The sequence below is a fragment of the Methylobacterium mesophilicum genome, assembly GCF_036441335.1.
Taxonomy (GTDB): domain Bacteria; phylum Pseudomonadota; class Alphaproteobacteria; order Rhizobiales; family Beijerinckiaceae; genus Methylobacterium; species Methylobacterium mesophilicum_B.
Map to the genome: position 1 here is coordinate 84,536 of NZ_MLBW01000023.1, position 15,303 is coordinate 99,838.

A 15,303-nucleotide genomic window follows, 5' to 3' on the forward strand; every position below is an offset into this window, starting at 1 on the left:
GGTTCGACCCGTCGCGCGCGATCGCCGTGGTGACGCCCGCCCGGGGACGGCCCCGTCAGGCCTCCGGCAGCACGATCCGGAAGCGCGCGCCGCTCATCCCCTCGTTCTCGCAGGCATCGAGGGTGAGGGTACCGCCGTTGATCCCGATCAGCTCGGCGGCGATCGGCAGCCCGAGACCGGTGCCGCCGGACCGCATGGAGCCCTGGAACGGCGCGAACAGATTCTCCCGGGCGCGGGTCGGGAGACCGGGGCCGTTGTCGGTGACGAGGATCGTGATCCGGCCCGACGCCGTGCGCGAGGCGACCACCCGCACGGTGGCCTCCGGCACGGCCGCGCCGTCCAGCGCCTGCACGGCGTTGCGCACGAGGTTGGCCAGCGCCCGCCCCAGCTGCTCCGGATCGGCCTGCACGGAGAGATCGCCTGCCGCGACCTGGACGGAGACCGGATGCGCCGCCAGGGCGGCGAGATCCGGAAGCTCGGCGAAGATCGGCGCCAGCGGCGTACTGGTCAGGAGCGGCGTCCGCTCGGAGACGCGCCCGTAGGCGAGGGTCGCCTCGCAGAAGCGGATCGCGCGGGCCAGCGTCCCGACGAGGCGGGGTGCGACGCGCTGCACCGTCGGATCTTCGGTACCCTCCAGGCGGTCGCCCAGGAGCTGCGCGCCGGTCAGCAGATTGCGCAGCTCGTGGCTGATCTTGCTGACCGCGAGACCGAGTTCGGCGAGCCGCCGCTTCTGCCGGAGCTGGTCGGCGAGGCTGCGCTGCATTCGCCCGAGCGCCCGCTCGGCCTGGCCGATCTCGTCGCTGCGGCGGGATGGCGCGATGATCCGCCCGGCATCCTCCGGATCGTCCGCGAAGGCCGTGATGCTGGTGGCGAGCCGCCGCACCGGCCGCACGATCAGCACCTGCAGCACCACGAAGACGAGGCCGGCGGCGGCGGCCGCGATGATCAGCGAGGAGACCAGCAGGCGCAACGCGTAGTCGATCATGGCGGTGCGCAGCGGCGCCTCGTCGAGCAGGATCTCGACCCGGTCGAAACCGATCCCGCCCGCACCGACCACGCGGATCGGCTCGTGGACCGGCGCCACGAGAGTGCGCCACGCGCCCCGGATCGCCGAGAGGGCCGTGACGTCGCGCAGGTCGACCGTATCGGCGACCTGTTCGGGCATCGGCTCGATGGCGAGCAGGCGCTGGGCGCCGCCCCCGCGGACCGCGATGGCCCGGGCGTTCACGCCGGCCAGGAGCCGGCTCTCGAGCGGCTCGGAGACCGGCTCGCCGGTCCGGCCATCGAGGACCAGGGCGGCGACCTGCGCGGCCGCCAAGCGGTCGGACATCCACTCGATCCGGTAATTGGCCACCGCCGGCACGTAGGTCAGCACCTCGGCCACCACCACGAACGCGACGGTGACGAGGAACAGCCGCCCGGACAGCCCGAGGCGCGCCGTGCGCCGCTCGGACAGGTCGCGGGCCGGAGCGGGCGCCGGCTCTGCCGGCGCCGCGGCCTGATCGGACTCGAGGGACACGCCGGTCACGCTCCGGGCGGGCATCGCGGATGAGGATCGGCGGAGAGAGGATTGAGAAAGCTCGAGCCGGGTCCGGCCTTCGCGGGATACATGTTCGCAAGCCACAGATTCGCAGGCGGGAATACAGGCTCTCGGCGGCGAGCACTATACGATATCCACCCCCAGGCGGATCCATGGGCCGTCGGGCACGGGAAAAGCGGGGCCGGCGGCGGATCGCGTATCGCGGCGCCGCCGTTCAGCCGCGCCGGACGCGCCGGCTCAGCAGCATGCTGACCAGGGCGAAGACGGCCAGCATCGCGAGACCCGCCACCATCTTGGGCGTGACCAGGGCACGGAGGGTCAGGGCCTCGTCGCAGCCGCCCGCCCCCACCGCGAGGCAGGCCGCCCTGGCGGCCGCGTGGGTGGCGACGACGTCCTCGATGCCCGCGCCCGTGGTCGCGTACACGAGCGCGCCCGGGAGCAGCCCCAGGAACGTCGCGAGGACGAAGACCCGCATCTTCACCCCGAAGGCGGCGGGGGCGAGGTTGGTCACCCAGAACGGGAAGAGCGGCAGGAGGCGCAGCACCGCGATGTAGCCGAAGGCGTCGCGCCGGAAGCCCTCGGCCAGCCCGGCGAGGCGCGTGCCGCCCATGCGCCGCAGCAGGTCGGCGCCCGGCCCGCGGCCGATGGCGAACACGATGGCCGCCCCGGTGGTGGCGGCACAGACCGCGGTGAGCGCCCCCGGCACGATGCCGAACAGGAAACCGCAGACCATCGTCAGGATCAGCGTGGCCGGCACCGACACGACGACGGCACCGACATAGAGGCAGTAGGCCGCGACCAGCGCGCGGAGATAGCCGGCCTCGACGAAGCCGCGCAGCCAGAGACGCGACGCGAGCAGCCGATCGAGGCTGAGGAGCTGTGCGGCCCCCGAGACCAGGACCACCGCCGACACCGTCAGAAGGAGCACGAGCGGGAGCCAGCGCCGCAGCCGCTTCCAGCGTCCCTCGCGGAGGCCGGCGCGGCCCTCGGCGACGGGCGCGTTGCCGGTCCCGCTCACCCGGGCTTGCGCATCCGCAGGATCTTGAAGAACCCGCCCGGGAAGGTCGGCTTCAGCCCCAGGACCTCGACGCCGTTGCGCCGCGCCCAGGCCTCGATCCGGGTCGCCTTGAAGTCCGACGACCAGCCGATCTTCGTGCAGAGCGGTGCCACGACCTCCTCGACCCGGGCCAGAGGCCCGTCGCTCTGGCCGAAATGGTTGGCGAGCACGATGCCGCCGCCGGGGCGCACCACCCGCAGGAACTCCGACATGGCGGCCTCGGGGTCGGGCACCAGGGTGATCAGGAACTGCGCCACGACGGCGTCGAAGCTCGCGTCGGCGTAGCCCAGATGGCAGACGTCCATCACCTGGAGCCCCTTCACGTGGGCCAGGTTCCGGCGCCGGACCTTGGCGCGCGCGCGCTTGAGCATGTCCTCGGACAGGTCGACGCCGCAGACGAAGCTGGCCTTCGGGTAGTATCCCAGCGCCAGCCCGGTGCCGACGCCGGCCTCCAGGATCCGCGGTCCGTGCTCGGCGGCAGCCTCGACGGCCGCGCGGGCGGCGGGCTCGGTGAGCTTGTCGTAGACCACGTCGTAGACGGGGGCCCAGCGGGCATAGGCCTTGCGCATCAGGGCCGTGCTCGGCCCGGCCATCTGCGGCTCGCTCAGCATCGTTCGAAGGTTCCAGAGGTTGAGATCAGGCGGCCTCGCGGGGCCGGGCCGACAACGCGTCGACACGCCGGATGGTGCCGCCGCCCAGGACCCGGGCCCGGGGGCCGTCATCCGCGTAGATCGCGCAGGCCTGCCCCGGCGACACGCCGTCCTCGGGCTCGGCGAGCACGACCTCGGCCGCGCCGTCCGGTCCGACCGTCAGCGTTGCCGGGCGCGGCGGCCGGGTCGAGCGCACGCGGACCGCCACCGGCAGGTCACGAATGGACGCCGCCGGCCCCTCGCCGAGCCAGTTGAGGTCCGAGAGGCGGATCCGGGTGGTGGCCAGCGCCGTGCGCGGCCCGACCACCACCCGGGCCGAGTCCGGCTCCAGCCGCACGACGTAGAGCGGCTCGGGCCCGGACAGGCCGAGGCCCTTCCGCTGGCCCACCGTGTAATGCACGATCCCGTCGTGCCGGCCGAGAACGTGGCCTGCGAGGTCGACGATCTCGCCGGGCCGCGCCGCGTCGGGGCGCAGACGCGCGATCACGTCGCTGTACCGGCCCTGCGGCACGAAGCAGATGTCCTGGCTGTCCGGCTTCTCGGCGAGCGACAGGCCGAGATCCTTCGCGAGCGCGCGGGTCTCGGTCTTCTCCAACTCGCCCAAGGGGAAGCGCAGGAAGTCCAGCTGCTCCGCCGTGGTCGCGTAGAGGAAGTAGCTCTGGTCGCGGGCCGGATCGAGGGCGCGGTGGAGCGCCCGGCCGCCGCCCGGAAGCGCCCGGCTGGCCACGTAGTGGCCGGTGGCGAGCGCGTCGGCGTCGAGGTCGCGGGCGAGGCCCAGCAGGTCGCGGAACTTCACCGTGCGGTTGCACTCGACGCAGGGGATCGGAGTCTCGCCCGCGAGGTAGCTCTCGGCGAACTTCTCGATGACCTCGTCGCGGAAGCGATCCTCGTAGTCGAGCACGTAGTGCGGGATGCCGAGATGCTCCGCCGCCGCCCGGGCATCGTGGATGTCCTGGCCGGCGCAGCAGGCGCCCTTGCGGTGGCTCGCCGCGCCGTGGTCGTAGAGCTGGAGCGTCACGCCGACCACGTCGAAGCCCTGCCGCTTCAGCAGGCCCGCGACCACGGAAGAATCGACGCCACCGGACATGGCGACGACGACGCGCGTCTCGTGGGGGGCTCTGGGAAGATCGAGGGCGTTCATCGCGAGGGTCCGCAGCCGACGGCCCGGAAGCTTCCTGGCTGCACGGGCCGTCTATAGCGGGACTCCGCCCGGCTTTCCAGGGCGGGCGGGCCGGACACTGGGCAGATCCTGCCGGGCGGGCGGCAGGTTCGATCGGGCAGGCCCCGCGCGCCTAGGGAAGAGAGCGAGCAATGTCAGGAACTTAGCCGGACGGTTCGGTGGCGCGCGCCTTGCTGCGGAGCGGCTCAGAGGAGTCCGGTATGGCAAGCGGCGCGGCGGATCGGTTGGATGTCACCACGTGGATCCCGTCCGCGCGGGCCGCGCAGGGGCAGCGTTCGGGCTGGGAAGCCGCGGGCGTCGCGGCCCGGGCCGGCAATTCCGCGCAGGACCGCTTCGGCGCCGCCTTGAGCGCCGCCCAGGCCCGCGACGACGCTTTGGACATGTACAGTAGATTGACGAAGGGCTTCCCGTCCTTGCGGAAATTCAGGATCGGCGTGCGCACGCCGCGACGCGCACGAGATGATGGCCGACGTGTTCAACGCGTTCGACCGGCAGACGGAGGGCCGCTTCCTCGCCGCCCTCGACCAGGCGAACCGCGGCTCGGCCAAGCGGATCCGGGAGCTGATGTTCACCTTCGAGGATCTGCTGAAGCTCGATCCGGGCAGCGTCCAGACCCTTCTGCGCAGCATCGACAACGAGACCCTGTGCCGCGCGCTCAAGGGCGCCAACGAGCCGACCCGCGGCTTCTTCCTGAGGCAGATGTCGACCCGCGCGGCCAAGAACCTCACGGACGAGATGTCCTCGCTCGGGCGGGGCCGCGGCCGGGGCCGACGTTGTGATGGACCGACCAGATCCCGGAGCGCAGGGCGCCGCTCGGCACCCGGTCCTCGAGGACCGATCCGGCCCGCCACAGGCCCGGGACGCGCACGGCCGTCGGACGGTGCAGGGCCCGGGTGCCATCATCGGAGCGCGCGGCCGTGCGCGTCGTTCGCGCCGGTTGCGTCACGGTCGGGTCCGTGGTTGCACGGCCGGTGCCGCCGTCGGATGACGGGACGCGAGAGCTTCCGGTCCGCCCAGGGCCCGCCTGCCCTTGCCGCTGATGAACCACAGGCCTTCGGCATCCCGGTTCGACAACCTCGGGCGGACCAGCCCGCGCTCGCGCAGGGAGCGGATCGTGCGCATCTCCCACGGCCTGGGCGAGACCAGCGGTCCCTCGCGCAGCAGGCGCAGCAGCATGGCCCTCTGGCCGGGTGTCAGGGCAACCGGTGGGCCCATCTGATCGCGCGTCGGCATCATTTTTTAGAATTGGTATAAACTGACGCTCGGTCAAGGCCGCAGGGCCCGGCGCGGGACTGCTGGCGCTGTCGGCCGGCCCGTTGTCGCCGCGGTCCCGGCTCCTCTTCGGGTCGGTGGCGGGCCGTCGCTCCGCCGGCCTCCCCGGGGCTGGACGACGGGGGCGCGGAGCGTGCGCCGGATCCGACCACGCGCGATCCGCGCGCTGTTGCCGGCACGAACGACGATCTCCTGGCCCTTCGCGTGGCACGCGGTCCGCTCGGCAGGCACCCGGTGGGCTGGTTCACGCGCCGGCGCCGCGTGCCGGCGACGTGAAAGCCCCCGGTGGTTCGTCGTTCGACGATCTCGGCGCGCTGCCGGAGCCCGGGATCGCGCGCCCGCCGCGAGCGTCGCGACCGAGCCGTTCGCACGGGTCGGTGCCGACCCGTGGAAGGCCGTGCGCCCACGGTCGGGTGTCAGTGGAGGTGGAACTCGCTGCCGACGGCCCGCAATTCCGCGGGCTTGATCAGGCGGCTGTGCGCCACCTTCACCGAGTGCAGCGGCCCGTCGAGGGCGCCCTGCCAGAAGGCCAGGAAGCGCCTCAGCTCCGGGAAGACGGGAAAGAGATCGTGCTGCTGCCAGATGAAGGTCTGCAGCAGATGGGGGTGATCGGGCAGGTGATACAGGATCTCGGCTGTCGTCAGGCTGTAACCTTCCAGCTGACGACGGAAGGCGGTCGAAACGCTCATGGCGGCACCTCCTGCACGCATCGTGAGAGTGAGTCACGACGAAGCAAGAAAGTTGCCGGCTCAGCTGTTAACAATCACCGAATCTCCAGCGTTGTCAGTCGGTTAGCACTCATAGGGGGCGACGGCTGCCAGAGCCGCGCCGGGTCGCGCGCCCTCCCGTCGCGCACGGCCCCGAACAACGCCCTGCCGCACGGTACCGCGCGAAGCGCCGATCGTGCGTCCCCGGTCGCGACGCGGTCCTTCCTCCACCGTCGCGTGGGCGGTGAGGAAATCGGCGAAGCTGCGGATGCGCAGTGCCAAGCGCGCGTGGCCGACATAGAGGGCGTGGACGTCCTCGGCATCGCCGGGGTTGAAGGTCTCCGGCACCGGCACGAGCCGCCCGGCCGCGAGATCGACCGCCACATGGAACCGGGCGACGCGCGATCCCGGCGCCGCCGAGCGCCATCAGCCGCACCACGACGCCGTGACCAAATCGGCCCAGCTCACCGAGGGCAGCGGCGTCACCGTCAACACGGTGCTGCCCGGGCCCACGCGCTCCGACGGGATCGGCGATTTCCTGAAGAGTGTCGCCTCCGATCCCGACCTGCCGCCCGAGGCGATGGAGGCGGAGTTCTTCCGGCTGCACCGGCCGCACTCGCTGATCCAGCGCATGATCGAGCCGGACGAGGTCGCCGCGATGGTCGCCGCGATGGTCGCCGACCTGGCCAGTCCCCGCGCCGCCGCGACCAACGGCGCCGCGCTCCGGGTCGAGGGCGGGATCGTGCCGACCATCGCCTGAGCGCCGAGGCCCGCGACGCGGAGACGGGCGCGCGGCAGGGGACGGATACCGGCGCGGGGCGCGGGCGCGCTATCCGCGGCCGATCCGCGACCCGTCGCCGGCCGATCGCCCCGGCCTCATCGCGCCCCGGTCGAGCTTCAGCAGGAGCGTGACCGGGACGAGCCCGATCATCACGATGAGCACGGCGGCGATGGCGCCGTCCTCGTAGGTGCCGCGCGCCGCCTCGCCGTAGAGATGCGTGCTCAACGTCTCGACGTTGAGGGGACGCAGCAGCAGCGTCACCGGCAGCTCCTTGGCGATGTCGACGAAGGCGAGGAGGCCGCCGCTCAGCACCGCGGGCCAAGCCAGCGGGAGCTGCACGGTGGCCAGCGTGGCGAGCCGGCCCCGTCCGAGCACCCGCGCGGCGTCGGGGATGGTGCGCGGGATCCGCGCGAAGCCGGCCTCGCTGGCGCCCACCGTGACGGTCAGGAAGCGCAGGGCGTAGGCGATGACGAGGGCGGCGCCCGTGCCGAGGCCGACCCGCGCGGTCGTGAGGCCGGCCTCGAACAACCCGGCCTCGATCAGCGCCAGAGGACCCAGGAGCCCGACCGCCAGCACGGTCCCGGGCATGGCGTAGCCGATCCCGGCCGCGCCGATGAGCAGGCGTCCGGCCTTGGCGCTCAGCAGGAAGGGGACGGCCGCGACCATCAGGCCGGCCACCACCGTCACCCCCGTGGCGAGGCCCGCGTAGCAGATCGTGTTGAGGGCCTGGGCCGCGAGCGCGTCGGGCACCCCGCTCGCGCCGATCCGCCGCCACGCCTCGACGCCGAGATAGCCCGCCGGCAGCAGGAACCCGATCGCGACGGGGACGGTGCCCAGGGCCGGGGCGGCCCCGGCCCGCCNAGGACTTCCTCACCGCCCTCACCGATGCGGGCCAAAGCGCGGGCCAGCTCCAGGCGATGCCGGCGACGCAGGGGGCCGCGACGCCGCCCGTACCGCCCGGCCAGGCCGCGGGTACGACCGGTGCCACCCAGGAAACCGCCGCGCCGACCCAGGCCACCGCGCCGGTCCAGACCGATCCGCCCATCCCGATCGGCCAAGTGCCGATGACCATCGGCCTGCGGTCCCTGCGCGGATCCAACGAGTTCCAGATCCGGCTCGATCCGGCCGAACTCGGGCGCATCGACGTCAAGCTGGAGATCGACAAGGCGCACGGCCGCGTCATGACCCACCTCGTGGTCGACCGGCCCGAGACGCTCGCGCTGCTGCAGCGCGATTCCGGACAGCTGCAGCAGGCGCTGTCCCAGGCCGGTTTCGATCCGTCGGCCGGCGGCATCAACCTGTCGCTGCGGGGCGACGGCAGCGCCCAGAGCGGCGGCAACGGTGGTCAACCGGGCGATTCCCCGCGCGGGGGCGGCGCGGGCTGGTCCCGCGAGCAGGCGGAAGTCCCGCAGGAGGTCGCCCCGATCCGCTACCTGCGCGGCTACGGCGGTGTGGACATGAGAATCTAGGCGGGCGGCGCCGGCATCGCGGACCGACACGGACACCGACACAGCGCGCATCCGGCCCCCGCGCCAGGACGCGACACGGGAGAGATCAGTATGACGAGCGGCATATCCAGCCTGACCAGCACCACGAACACGACGGGCACGTCGACGAGCAGCAGCGGCAACGCCACCGAGATCGCCAGCAACTTCACGCAGTTCCTGACGCTGCTGACCACGCAGCTCAAGAACCAGAACCCCCTCGACCCGATGGATACCAACCAGTTCACGCAGCAGCTGGTCCAGTTCGCCGGCGTCGAGCAGCAGCTCAAGACCAACGACCGCCTCGACAGCATCCTGAGCGCCTCGCAATCGGCGAGCTCGGCCTCGGCCACGAGCTACATCGGGAAAACCGTGTCGGCGGACGGCAGCGCGTCGCAGCTGTCCGGCGGCTCCGCCTCCTGGACGCTGAACCCGGCCCGGGCCGCTACGAAGGCGGTGATCACGGTCCTGGATTCGAAGAGCAACGTCGTGGCGACGCAGACCACCGCGCTCAGTGCCGGCAGCCAGACCTACACGTGGAACGGGAAGACCTCGGCCGGCCTGACCGCGCCCGACGGGAACTACTCGATCAAGGTGGCGGCCACCGATGCAACCGGCTCGAGCGTTTCGGTCGACACGAGCCTCACGGGCACCGTCGACGAGGTCGATCTCAGCGGAACGTCGCCGGTGCTTGTGATCGGTTCGCAGCGGGTGCCGCTGTCCAGCGTGCAGACCATCGGGTTGTCCACAAGTGGCACTTAACGAATCACATCCGAGTGACTCGCTTCAACATCTCTTAAGCGGGCACAAGTACCTTCAATGCTCGACAGGTCAGTCGAGTGTAGAGCGTATCATGACCGAACCGAGCCGCCCGAGAGTGAAGTACGTGATCGGGCCCGACGGCAGCCCCCTGACGATCGCGGATCTTCCGCCCCCGAGCACCCGTCGCTGGGTGATCCGGCGCAAGGCCGAGGTCGTGGCCGCGGTGCGCGGCGGCCTCCTCAGCCTGGAGGAGGCGTGCAAGCGCTACACGCTGACCACCGAGGAATTCCTGAGCTGGCAGTTCTCCATCGACCAGCACGGCCTCGCCGGCCTGCGGACGACCCGGATCCAGCATTACCGTCACTGAACCTCGGCGCCCCGCCGGGCGCCAGGGTCCCGGGGTGCCGCGGGCGATCCCGGGACATGTCGAGACCGCGGGTGCCGGGACCCGGCGCGCCGGCGGCTCTGGTCGAGGGCGCCGCTCCGCGGACCCGGACCGACGCGAAGGCCTCACGCCCGCCGCGACGACCTGAGACGGCGCCGAGGGGCTGGCCCGGTCGAATCCGAGGATCCACGAAGCCGCGTCCGCAGCCCGGGCGCGGCTTCGTGCCGTTCCGGGGACGCATTCGAGCCCGCCGGAGACCCGCATTAACGACCCGCTAACCACGACCTGGGCAATTTCTGCCGAGCGGGCCGCCGGGGCCCGCCAGCGTTAGAGTGCAGCGAATCCTCCCGTGAAGCCGGTTCTCGATCTCGTCACGAAGTTCGGACCGGCCCGGATCGCCGCCATGGCGGCGGTGACGCTGACGCTCATCGGCTTCTTCGCCTTCATCATCCTGCGGGTCTCGCGCCCCGATATGGGCGTGCTGTTCTCCGACCTGTCGATGCAGGACTCGGCCTCCGTGGTCCGGGAGCTGGACAGCCGCGGCATCCGCTACGAGACGCGGGGCGATGCCGGGCAGACGATCCTGGCCCCGCGCCCGGACCTCGCCAAGCTGCGCATGGACCTCGCCGGCAAGGGGCTGCCGACCCAGGGCGGCGTCGGCTACGAGATCTTCGACAAGGGCGACGCGTTCTCGTCCACCAACTTCGTTCAGAACGTGAACCACCTGCGCGCCCTGGAGGGCGAGCTGGCGCGCTCCATCCGGGCGATCGGCCGGGTGCAGGCGGCCCGTGTCCACCTCGTCCTGCCGGAGCGCCGCCTTTTCGAGCGGGACCGGGAGAACCCGAGCGCGGCGATCGTGCTGAAGCTGATGGGCGATCTCGACGCCGGGCAGGTCCGGGCGATCCGCCATCTCGTGGCCTCCGCGGTGGAGGGTCTCAAGCCCGAGCGGGTCTCGATCGTCGACGAGCGCGGCCGGCTGCTGGCGGACGGCGCCCGGGACGCCGCGACCGACGTCGCCAGCGGCTTCGAGGACCGGCAGGTCGCCCTCGAGCGGCGCCTGCGCGGCCAGATCGAGGACGTCGTCGCCGGCATCGTCGGCCCGGGCCGGGCCCGCGTCCAGGTCAACGCGGAACTCGACCTGAACCGGGTCGAGAGCCGCTCCGAGACGTTCGATCCCGAGAGCCGCGTCGTGCGCTCCGCCCAGACCCGCACCGAATCGGCGGTCACCGGCAATGCCGAGGGGCAGGTCAGCGTCGGCAACGAGCTGCCGGGCGCCAATGGCGGCGACAAGGCGCCGACGCCCAAGGACGCGACCAACAAGAACGAGGAGACCACGAACTACGAGATCTCCCGGGTCACCAAGACCGAGATCGCGGAGGGCGGCCGGATCAAGCGCCTGTCGGTCGCCGTGGTGCTCGACGGCGTCTACGCCGCGGCGCCCGACGGCAAGCAGACCTACAGCCCGCGCACGCCCGCCGAGATCGAGCGGATCACCGCCCTGGTGCGCGGCGCGGTCGGCTTCGACAAGGCCCGCGGCGACCAGATCGAGGTGGTGAACCTGCGCTTCGCGGAAGCGCCGAGCGTGCCGCAGTTCAACGAGCCGACGCTGATCGAGTCGCTGCTCGCCCCCACCAAGGAGGACGTGCTGCGCATGGCCGAGCTCGCCGTCCTGGCGCTGCTGACCCTCATCGTCCTGCTCACGGTGGTCCGTCCCCTGGTGCGCCAGGTGCTCGCGCCGGTGCCGGATGCCCCGGCCCTGACCGCGTCGGGGATGGCGATCCCCGGCGACGCCTCCGTCGTCGCGGGTCCGGGCGGGACCGTGACGGTCATCGACCGCGACAGCCCGACCGCGCGGTTGATGGAGTTCGCCAAGATCAACGGCCAGGTCCAGGCCGAGACGGTCCAGCGCGTGGTCGACATGGTCCGGGCGAGCCCGTCCGAGACCGTCGAGGTGCTGCGCACCTGGATCCAGGAAGAGTGAAGCGTAGGGCGTCGAGGGCAACACGATGGCGGCAGGTGCGGGACAGGCTCTGGCGAACACGCTGGCGACGGCGGGCGGCGACTCGTTCGCGACGATGCCCGGCCCGCAGCGCGCCGCCGCGCTCCTGCTGATGCTCGGTGAGGAGGAAGGCGCGCCGATCTGGCAGGCGCTCGAAGAGGAGGAGATCAAGAAGGTCAGCGCCGCGATGGTCCAGCTCGGCACGCTGGAGGCGCAGACCGTCGAGAAGCTGATCATCGAGTTCGTGACGAAGCTCGGCAACAGCGGCGGCATCTCGTCGAACTTCGAGCGGACCGAGGCGCTGCTCCTCAAGATCTTCCCGAGCGACCAGGTCTCCCTGATCATGGCGGAGATCAAGGGCGCGTCGGGCAAGCGCGTCTGGGCCTCGATCGCCCAGGTCGACCCGGAGATCCTCGCGTCGTTCCTGCGCAACGAGTACCCGCAGACCGTGGCGGTGGTGCTGTCGCGGGTGCGGGCCGACTACGCCGCCAAGGTGCTGACCATCCTCCCGGAGGATTTCGCCATCGACTGCCTCAACCGCATGCTGCGCATGGAGACGGTGCAGAAGGAGGCGCTGCGCCACATCGAGGAGACGCTGCGGGTCGAGTTCGTGTCGACCATCGCCCAGACCCAGCGCCGCGACGCGCACGAGATGATGGCCGACGTGTTCAACGCGTTCGACCGGCAGACGGAGGGCCGCTTCCTCGCCGCCCTCGACCAGGCGAACCGCGGCTCGGCCAAGCGGATCCGGGAGCTGATGTTCACCTTCGAGGATCTGCTGAAGCTCGATCCGGGCAGCGTCCAGACCCTTCTGCGCAGCATCGACAACGAGACCCTGTGCCGCGCGCTCAAGGGCGCCAACGAGCCGACCCGCGGCTTCTTCCTGAGGCAGATGTCGACCCGCGCGGCCAAGAACCTCACGGACGAGATGTCCTCGCTCGGGCCGGTCCGCCTCAAGGAGGTGGACGAGGCGCAGGCCAAGATGACCGAGATCGCCAAGGACCTCGCCGAGAAGGGCGAGATCATGATCGCCAAGAATAGCGCCGAGGAGGAGCTGGTCTATTGAGCGCCCAATCCGCCCGGAGCGCGAAGCCGTTCCTGTTCGAGACCGACTTCCGCAGCGCCCGCCCCAGCGCCGAGGCTGTGCGCGCCGCCGAGACCGCGGCCCGCGCCGAGGCCGAGGCCCATGCCCGCGGCGTGCAGGAGGGCCGCGTCCAGGCCGAGGCGCAGGTTCAGGGCCGGCTCGCCGATGCCATGACCCGACTGGCGCTGGCCGCCGCGGGCCTGATCGCCCAGGCCGACGCGCGCGACGCCGAGCGCGAGGCGCAGGCCGTCGAGGTGGCGATGCTGATCGCCCGCAAGGTCGCGGGCGACGCCCTCGACGCCGCCCCGCTCGCCGGTATCGGCGAGGCGGCCCGGACGGCGCTCCAGCACCTGCGCGGCGTGCCGCACTTGGTGGTGCGGGTGCATGACAGCCTCGTCGAGGACGCCGAGACCCTGGTGAAGCGCCTCGCGCGCGAGCGCGGCTACGAGGGCCGGCTCGTGGTGCTGGGCGACCCCGACATGGCGGCGGGCGACGCCCGCATCGAGTGGGCGGACGGCGGCATCGTGCGGGAACGCGCCCGCATCGAGGCCGCGGTTCTCGACGCCCTCGGCCTGCCGACGGACCCGTGAGGAGATCCTGATGTCCGACGATTTCAGCCTGCCCCAGCTCGGCGAGCACGACACCGACTACGCGGCGGGCTCGATCCGCGACGCGCCCACTACCCCGAAGACGGCGGCCGACCTCGAGCAGCTCTTCGACGTGCCCGTGATGGTCTCGGCGGTGCTCGGCTCCGCCCGGATGCCGATCGGCGACCTTCTCCGGCTCGCGCCGGGCGCGGTGCTCGAGCTCGACCGGAAGGTCGGTGAGGCGATCGACGTGTTCGTCAACAACCGGCTGGTCGCCCGCGGCGAGGTCGTGCTCGTCGAGGACCGGCTCGGCGTGACGATGACCGAGATCGTCAAGGGTGAGTGATTGTTCGGCGCGGACGCCGGGGGGCTGTCCGCGCCCGGGTTTTGAGAGGGACGAACCATGCGGCTCCTGATGATCGGGCGGCTCAACGGCGAGCTGATCACCGCCTCGAAGATCGCCATGCAGCGCGGCGCCGCCGTCACGCAGGCCGACGCCGTGCCGCAGGGCCTCACCGTCCTGCGCGCGCGGGGCGCCGATCTCATCATGATCGACGTGGGTCTGCCGATCCGCGACCTCGTCACCGCTCTGGAGGAGGAGCGGATCCGCACGCCGGTGGTCGCCTGCGGCGTCTCGGCGGACGCCTCGGCCGCCGTGGCGGCGATCCGGGCCGGCGCCAAGGAGTACATCCCGCTCCCGCCCGATCCCGAGATGATCGCGGCCGTGCTGGAAGCGGTCGCCACCGACCGTGCCGCCTTCGTCTGGCGCGACCCGTCGATGGAGCGGGTGGTCAAGCTCGCCGAGCAGGTCGCCCGCTCCGAGGCCTCGGTGCTGATCACCGGCGAGAGCGGGACCGGCAAGGAGGTGCTGGCCCGGCACGTCCATCAGAAGTCCAACCGGGCGGGCAAGCCGTTCGTTTCGGTGAACTGCGCGGCGATCCCCGAAGCCCTGCTCGAATCCGAGCTGTTCGGCCACGAGAAGGGCGCGTTCACCGGCGCGGTCGCCCGGCGCATCGGCCGGTTCGAGGAGGCCAACGGCGGCACGCTGCTCCTCGACGAGATCTCCGAGATGGACGTGCGCCTGCAGGCCAAGCTGCTGCGGGCCCTGCAGGAGCGGGTGATCGACCGGGTCGGCGGGACCGCCCCGGTGCGGGTCGACATCCGCGTGCTCGCCACTTCGAACCGCAACCTCGCCGAGGAGGTCCGCAAGGGGACGTTCCGCGAGGACCTGCTCTACCGGCTCAACGTCGTCGGCCTGCGGCTGCCGCCGCTGCGCGAGCGCCCGGCCGACATCCTCGAACTCGCCACCCACTTCGGCCGGAAATACGCCGCGGTGAACGGCATGCCTGTCCGCCCGCTCTCCGCGGAGGCCCGGGCGCTCGTGCTGCGGAATCCGTGGCGCGGCAACGTGCGCGAGTTGGAGAACACGCTGCACCGGGCGGTGCTGCTCGCCTCCGGCGACGCGATCGGCCCGGAGGCGATCCTCTCACCCGAGGGCGAGACCTTCGCGGCCGAGGGACCGGCCGCGCGCGCCGCGCAGGTCGCCGAGGCCGCAACCCGCGGGCTGGTGGGCCGGACCGTGGCGCAGGTCGAGTGCGACCTGATCCTCGACACGCTGGACCATTGCCTCGGGAACCGGACGCACGCGGCCAAGATCCTCGGCATCTCGATCCGGACCCTGCGCAACAAGCTCAACGAGTATGTCTCTGCGGGCCTCGACGTGGCCGAGCCGGGCAGCGTCCGGGCGAGCGTCGCCTGCGGCTGACGCGCGCATCCGCGCAGCGGCCTCGGTGCCTCCGTGTCGGGCGCCGATGT

The 15,303-nt window shown here is 72.0% G+C and carries 17 protein-coding genes and 2 pseudogenes; 10 read left to right on the forward strand and 9 right to left on the reverse strand.

Going from position 1 to position 15,303, the window contains the following annotated elements; translation table 11 throughout:
- Nucleotides 1-55 precede the first annotated feature (55 nt).
- The 5 genes from MMR14E_RS15165 to MMR14E_RS15185 all read right to left on the reverse strand — a co-directional run bounded on the left by MMR14E_RS15165 (nucleotide 56) and on the right by MMR14E_RS15185 (nucleotide 4,869).
- The gene (locus MMR14E_RS15165) at nucleotides 56-1,543 is read right to left on the reverse strand and encodes a HAMP domain-containing sensor histidine kinase (protein ID WP_331315411.1); all 1,488 of its coding nucleotides are present in this window, start codon (nucleotides 1,541-1,543) and stop codon (nucleotides 56-58) included.
- Nucleotides 1,544-1,754: 211 nt separating this feature from the next.
- Nucleotides 1,755-2,558, reverse strand: a complete 804-nt coding sequence (locus MMR14E_RS15170; RefSeq protein WP_331315412.1) for a TVP38/TMEM64 family protein — start codon at nucleotides 2,556-2,558, stop codon at nucleotides 1,755-1,757.
- Nucleotides 2,555-3,208 carry a class I SAM-dependent methyltransferase gene (locus MMR14E_RS15175; RefSeq protein WP_056531444.1) on the reverse strand — a complete coding sequence of 218 codons (654 nt, stop codon included), beginning with the start codon at nucleotides 3,206-3,208 and terminating at the stop codon, nucleotides 2,555-2,557. The genes MMR14E_RS15170 and MMR14E_RS15175 overlap by 4 nt, the downstream gene beginning before the upstream one ends.
- 25 nt (nucleotides 3,209-3,233) lie before the next feature.
- Complete coding sequence (gene mnmA, locus MMR14E_RS15180) at nucleotides 3,234-4,388, reverse strand: tRNA 2-thiouridine(34) synthase MnmA (RefSeq protein WP_331315414.1); 1,155 nt, start codon at nucleotides 4,386-4,388, stop codon at nucleotides 3,234-3,236.
- 181 nt (nucleotides 4,389-4,569) lie between these two features.
- Nucleotides 4,570-4,869 carry a hypothetical protein gene (locus MMR14E_RS15185; RefSeq protein ID WP_331315416.1) on the reverse strand — a complete coding sequence of 100 codons (300 nt, stop codon included), beginning with the start codon at nucleotides 4,867-4,869 and terminating at the stop codon, nucleotides 4,570-4,572.
- Here MMR14E_RS15185 and MMR14E_RS15190 point away from each other — a divergent pair.
- Nucleotides 4,869-5,177 (forward strand): annotated as a pseudogene (locus MMR14E_RS15190) (FliG C-terminal domain-containing protein); the annotation flags it as partial. The gene MMR14E_RS15185 and the pseudogene MMR14E_RS15190 overlap by 1 nt on opposite strands.
- 192 nt (nucleotides 5,178-5,369) lie before the next feature.
- Here MMR14E_RS15190 and MMR14E_RS15195 read toward each other — a convergent pair.
- The 3 genes from MMR14E_RS15195 to MMR14E_RS15205 form a co-directional block, all read right to left on the reverse strand.
- A complete protein-coding gene (locus MMR14E_RS15195; protein ID WP_331315418.1) occupies nucleotides 5,370-5,603 on the reverse strand; it encodes a hypothetical protein in 234 nt (77 codons plus the stop codon).
- A 512-nt stretch (nucleotides 5,604-6,115) separates the two neighbouring features.
- A complete protein-coding gene (locus MMR14E_RS15200) occupies nucleotides 6,116-6,388 on the reverse strand; it encodes an usg protein (RefSeq protein WP_331315420.1) in 273 nt (90 codons plus the stop codon).
- 102 nt (nucleotides 6,389-6,490) lie between these two features.
- Complete coding sequence (locus tag MMR14E_RS15205) at nucleotides 6,491-6,790, reverse strand: hypothetical protein (RefSeq protein ID WP_331315422.1); 300 nt, start codon at nucleotides 6,788-6,790, stop codon at nucleotides 6,491-6,493.
- 61 nt (nucleotides 6,791-6,851) lie between these two features.
- On the opposite strand from MMR14E_RS15205, the gene MMR14E_RS15210 reads away from it, so the two are divergent.
- Nucleotides 6,852-7,166, forward strand: coding sequence for a hypothetical protein (locus MMR14E_RS15210; protein WP_419539347.1), 315 nt, complete (start codon nucleotides 6,852-6,854; stop codon nucleotides 7,164-7,166).
- Nucleotides 7,167-7,235: 69 nt separating this feature from the next.
- Here the strand turns inward: MMR14E_RS15210 and MMR14E_RS15215 are convergent.
- Nucleotides 7,236-8,045 (reverse strand): annotated as a pseudogene (locus MMR14E_RS15215) (ABC transporter permease); the annotation flags it as partial.
- Between the two features lie 59 nt (nucleotides 8,046-8,104).
- Between MMR14E_RS15215 and MMR14E_RS15220 the strand changes: the two are divergent.
- The 8 genes from MMR14E_RS15220 (at nucleotide 8,105) to MMR14E_RS15255 (ending at nucleotide 15,253) form a co-directional block, all read left to right on the forward strand.
- Nucleotides 8,105-8,656, forward strand: a complete 552-nt coding sequence (locus MMR14E_RS15220; RefSeq protein WP_331315426.1) for a flagellar hook-length control protein FliK — start codon at nucleotides 8,105-8,107, stop codon at nucleotides 8,654-8,656.
- Nucleotides 8,657-8,746: 90 nt separating this feature from the next.
- Complete coding sequence (locus MMR14E_RS15225) at nucleotides 8,747-9,433, forward strand: flagellar hook assembly protein FlgD (RefSeq protein ID WP_331315427.1); 687 nt, start codon at nucleotides 8,747-8,749, stop codon at nucleotides 9,431-9,433.
- Between the two features lie 91 nt (nucleotides 9,434-9,524).
- The gene (locus tag MMR14E_RS15230; RefSeq protein WP_007569077.1) at nucleotides 9,525-9,800 is read left to right on the forward strand and encodes a DUF1153 domain-containing protein; all 276 of its coding nucleotides are present in this window, start codon (nucleotides 9,525-9,527) and stop codon (nucleotides 9,798-9,800) included.
- A gap of 367 nt (nucleotides 9,801-10,167) precedes the next feature.
- Nucleotides 10,168-11,799, forward strand: coding sequence for a flagellar basal-body MS-ring/collar protein FliF (gene fliF / locus MMR14E_RS15235; protein WP_331315429.1), 1,632 nt, complete (start codon nucleotides 10,168-10,170; stop codon nucleotides 11,797-11,799).
- 25 nt (nucleotides 11,800-11,824) lie between these two features.
- The gene (fliG, locus tag MMR14E_RS15240; RefSeq protein ID WP_331315430.1) at nucleotides 11,825-12,883 is read left to right on the forward strand and encodes a flagellar motor switch protein FliG; all 1,059 of its coding nucleotides are present in this window, start codon (nucleotides 11,825-11,827) and stop codon (nucleotides 12,881-12,883) included.
- Nucleotides 12,880-13,491 carry a FliH/SctL family protein gene (locus MMR14E_RS15245; RefSeq protein WP_331315432.1) on the forward strand — a complete coding sequence of 204 codons (612 nt, stop codon included), beginning with the start codon at nucleotides 12,880-12,882 and terminating at the stop codon, nucleotides 13,489-13,491. The genes fliG and MMR14E_RS15245 overlap by 4 nt, the downstream gene beginning before the upstream one ends.
- A 10-nt stretch (nucleotides 13,492-13,501) precedes the next feature.
- Nucleotides 13,502-13,834, forward strand: a complete 333-nt coding sequence (fliN, locus tag MMR14E_RS15250) for a flagellar motor switch protein FliN (protein WP_012321962.1) — start codon at nucleotides 13,502-13,504, stop codon at nucleotides 13,832-13,834.
- Between the two features lie 57 nt (nucleotides 13,835-13,891).
- Complete coding sequence (locus MMR14E_RS15255) at nucleotides 13,892-15,253, forward strand: sigma-54 dependent transcriptional regulator (protein ID WP_331315434.1); 1,362 nt, start codon at nucleotides 13,892-13,894, stop codon at nucleotides 15,251-15,253.
- Nucleotides 15,254-15,303: the final 50 nt, after the last annotated feature.

Excerpts from the sequence above, each read along its gene's own strand:
- MMR14E_RS15195 (WP_331315418.1), bottom strand. The coding sequence starts at position 5,603 with ATGCTGCTGCGCCTGCTGCGCGAGGGACCGCTGGTCTCGCCCAGGCCG.
- mnmA (WP_331315414.1), bottom strand. The coding sequence starts at position 4,388 with ATGAACGCCCTCGATCTTCCCAGAGCCCCCCACGAGACGCGCGTCGTC.
- fliG (WP_331315430.1), top strand. The coding sequence starts at position 11,825 with ATGGCGGCAGGTGCGGGACAGGCTCTGGCGAACACGCTGGCGACGGCG.
- MMR14E_RS15175 (WP_056531444.1), bottom strand. The coding sequence starts at position 3,208 with ATGCTGAGCGAGCCGCAGATGGCCGGGCCGAGCACGGCCCTGATGCGC.
- MMR14E_RS15220 (WP_331315426.1), top strand. The coding sequence starts at position 8,105 with ATGCCGGCGACGCAGGGGGCCGCGACGCCGCCCGTACCGCCCGGCCAG.
- MMR14E_RS15165 (WP_331315411.1), bottom strand. The coding sequence starts at position 1,543 with ATGCCCGCCCGGAGCGTGACCGGCGTGTCCCTCGAGTCCGATCAGGCC.
- MMR14E_RS15225 (WP_331315427.1), top strand. The coding sequence starts at position 8,747 with ATGACGAGCGGCATATCCAGCCTGACCAGCACCACGAACACGACGGGC.
- fliN (WP_012321962.1), top strand. The coding sequence starts at position 13,502 with ATGTCCGACGATTTCAGCCTGCCCCAGCTCGGCGAGCACGACACCGAC.
- MMR14E_RS15200 (WP_331315420.1), bottom strand. The coding sequence starts at position 6,388 with ATGAGCGTTTCGACCGCCTTCCGTCGTCAGCTGGAAGGTTACAGCCTG.
- MMR14E_RS15255 (WP_331315434.1), top strand. The coding sequence starts at position 13,892 with ATGCGGCTCCTGATGATCGGGCGGCTCAACGGCGAGCTGATCACCGCC.
- MMR14E_RS15230 (WP_007569077.1), top strand. The coding sequence starts at position 9,525 with ATGACCGAACCGAGCCGCCCGAGAGTGAAGTACGTGATCGGGCCCGAC.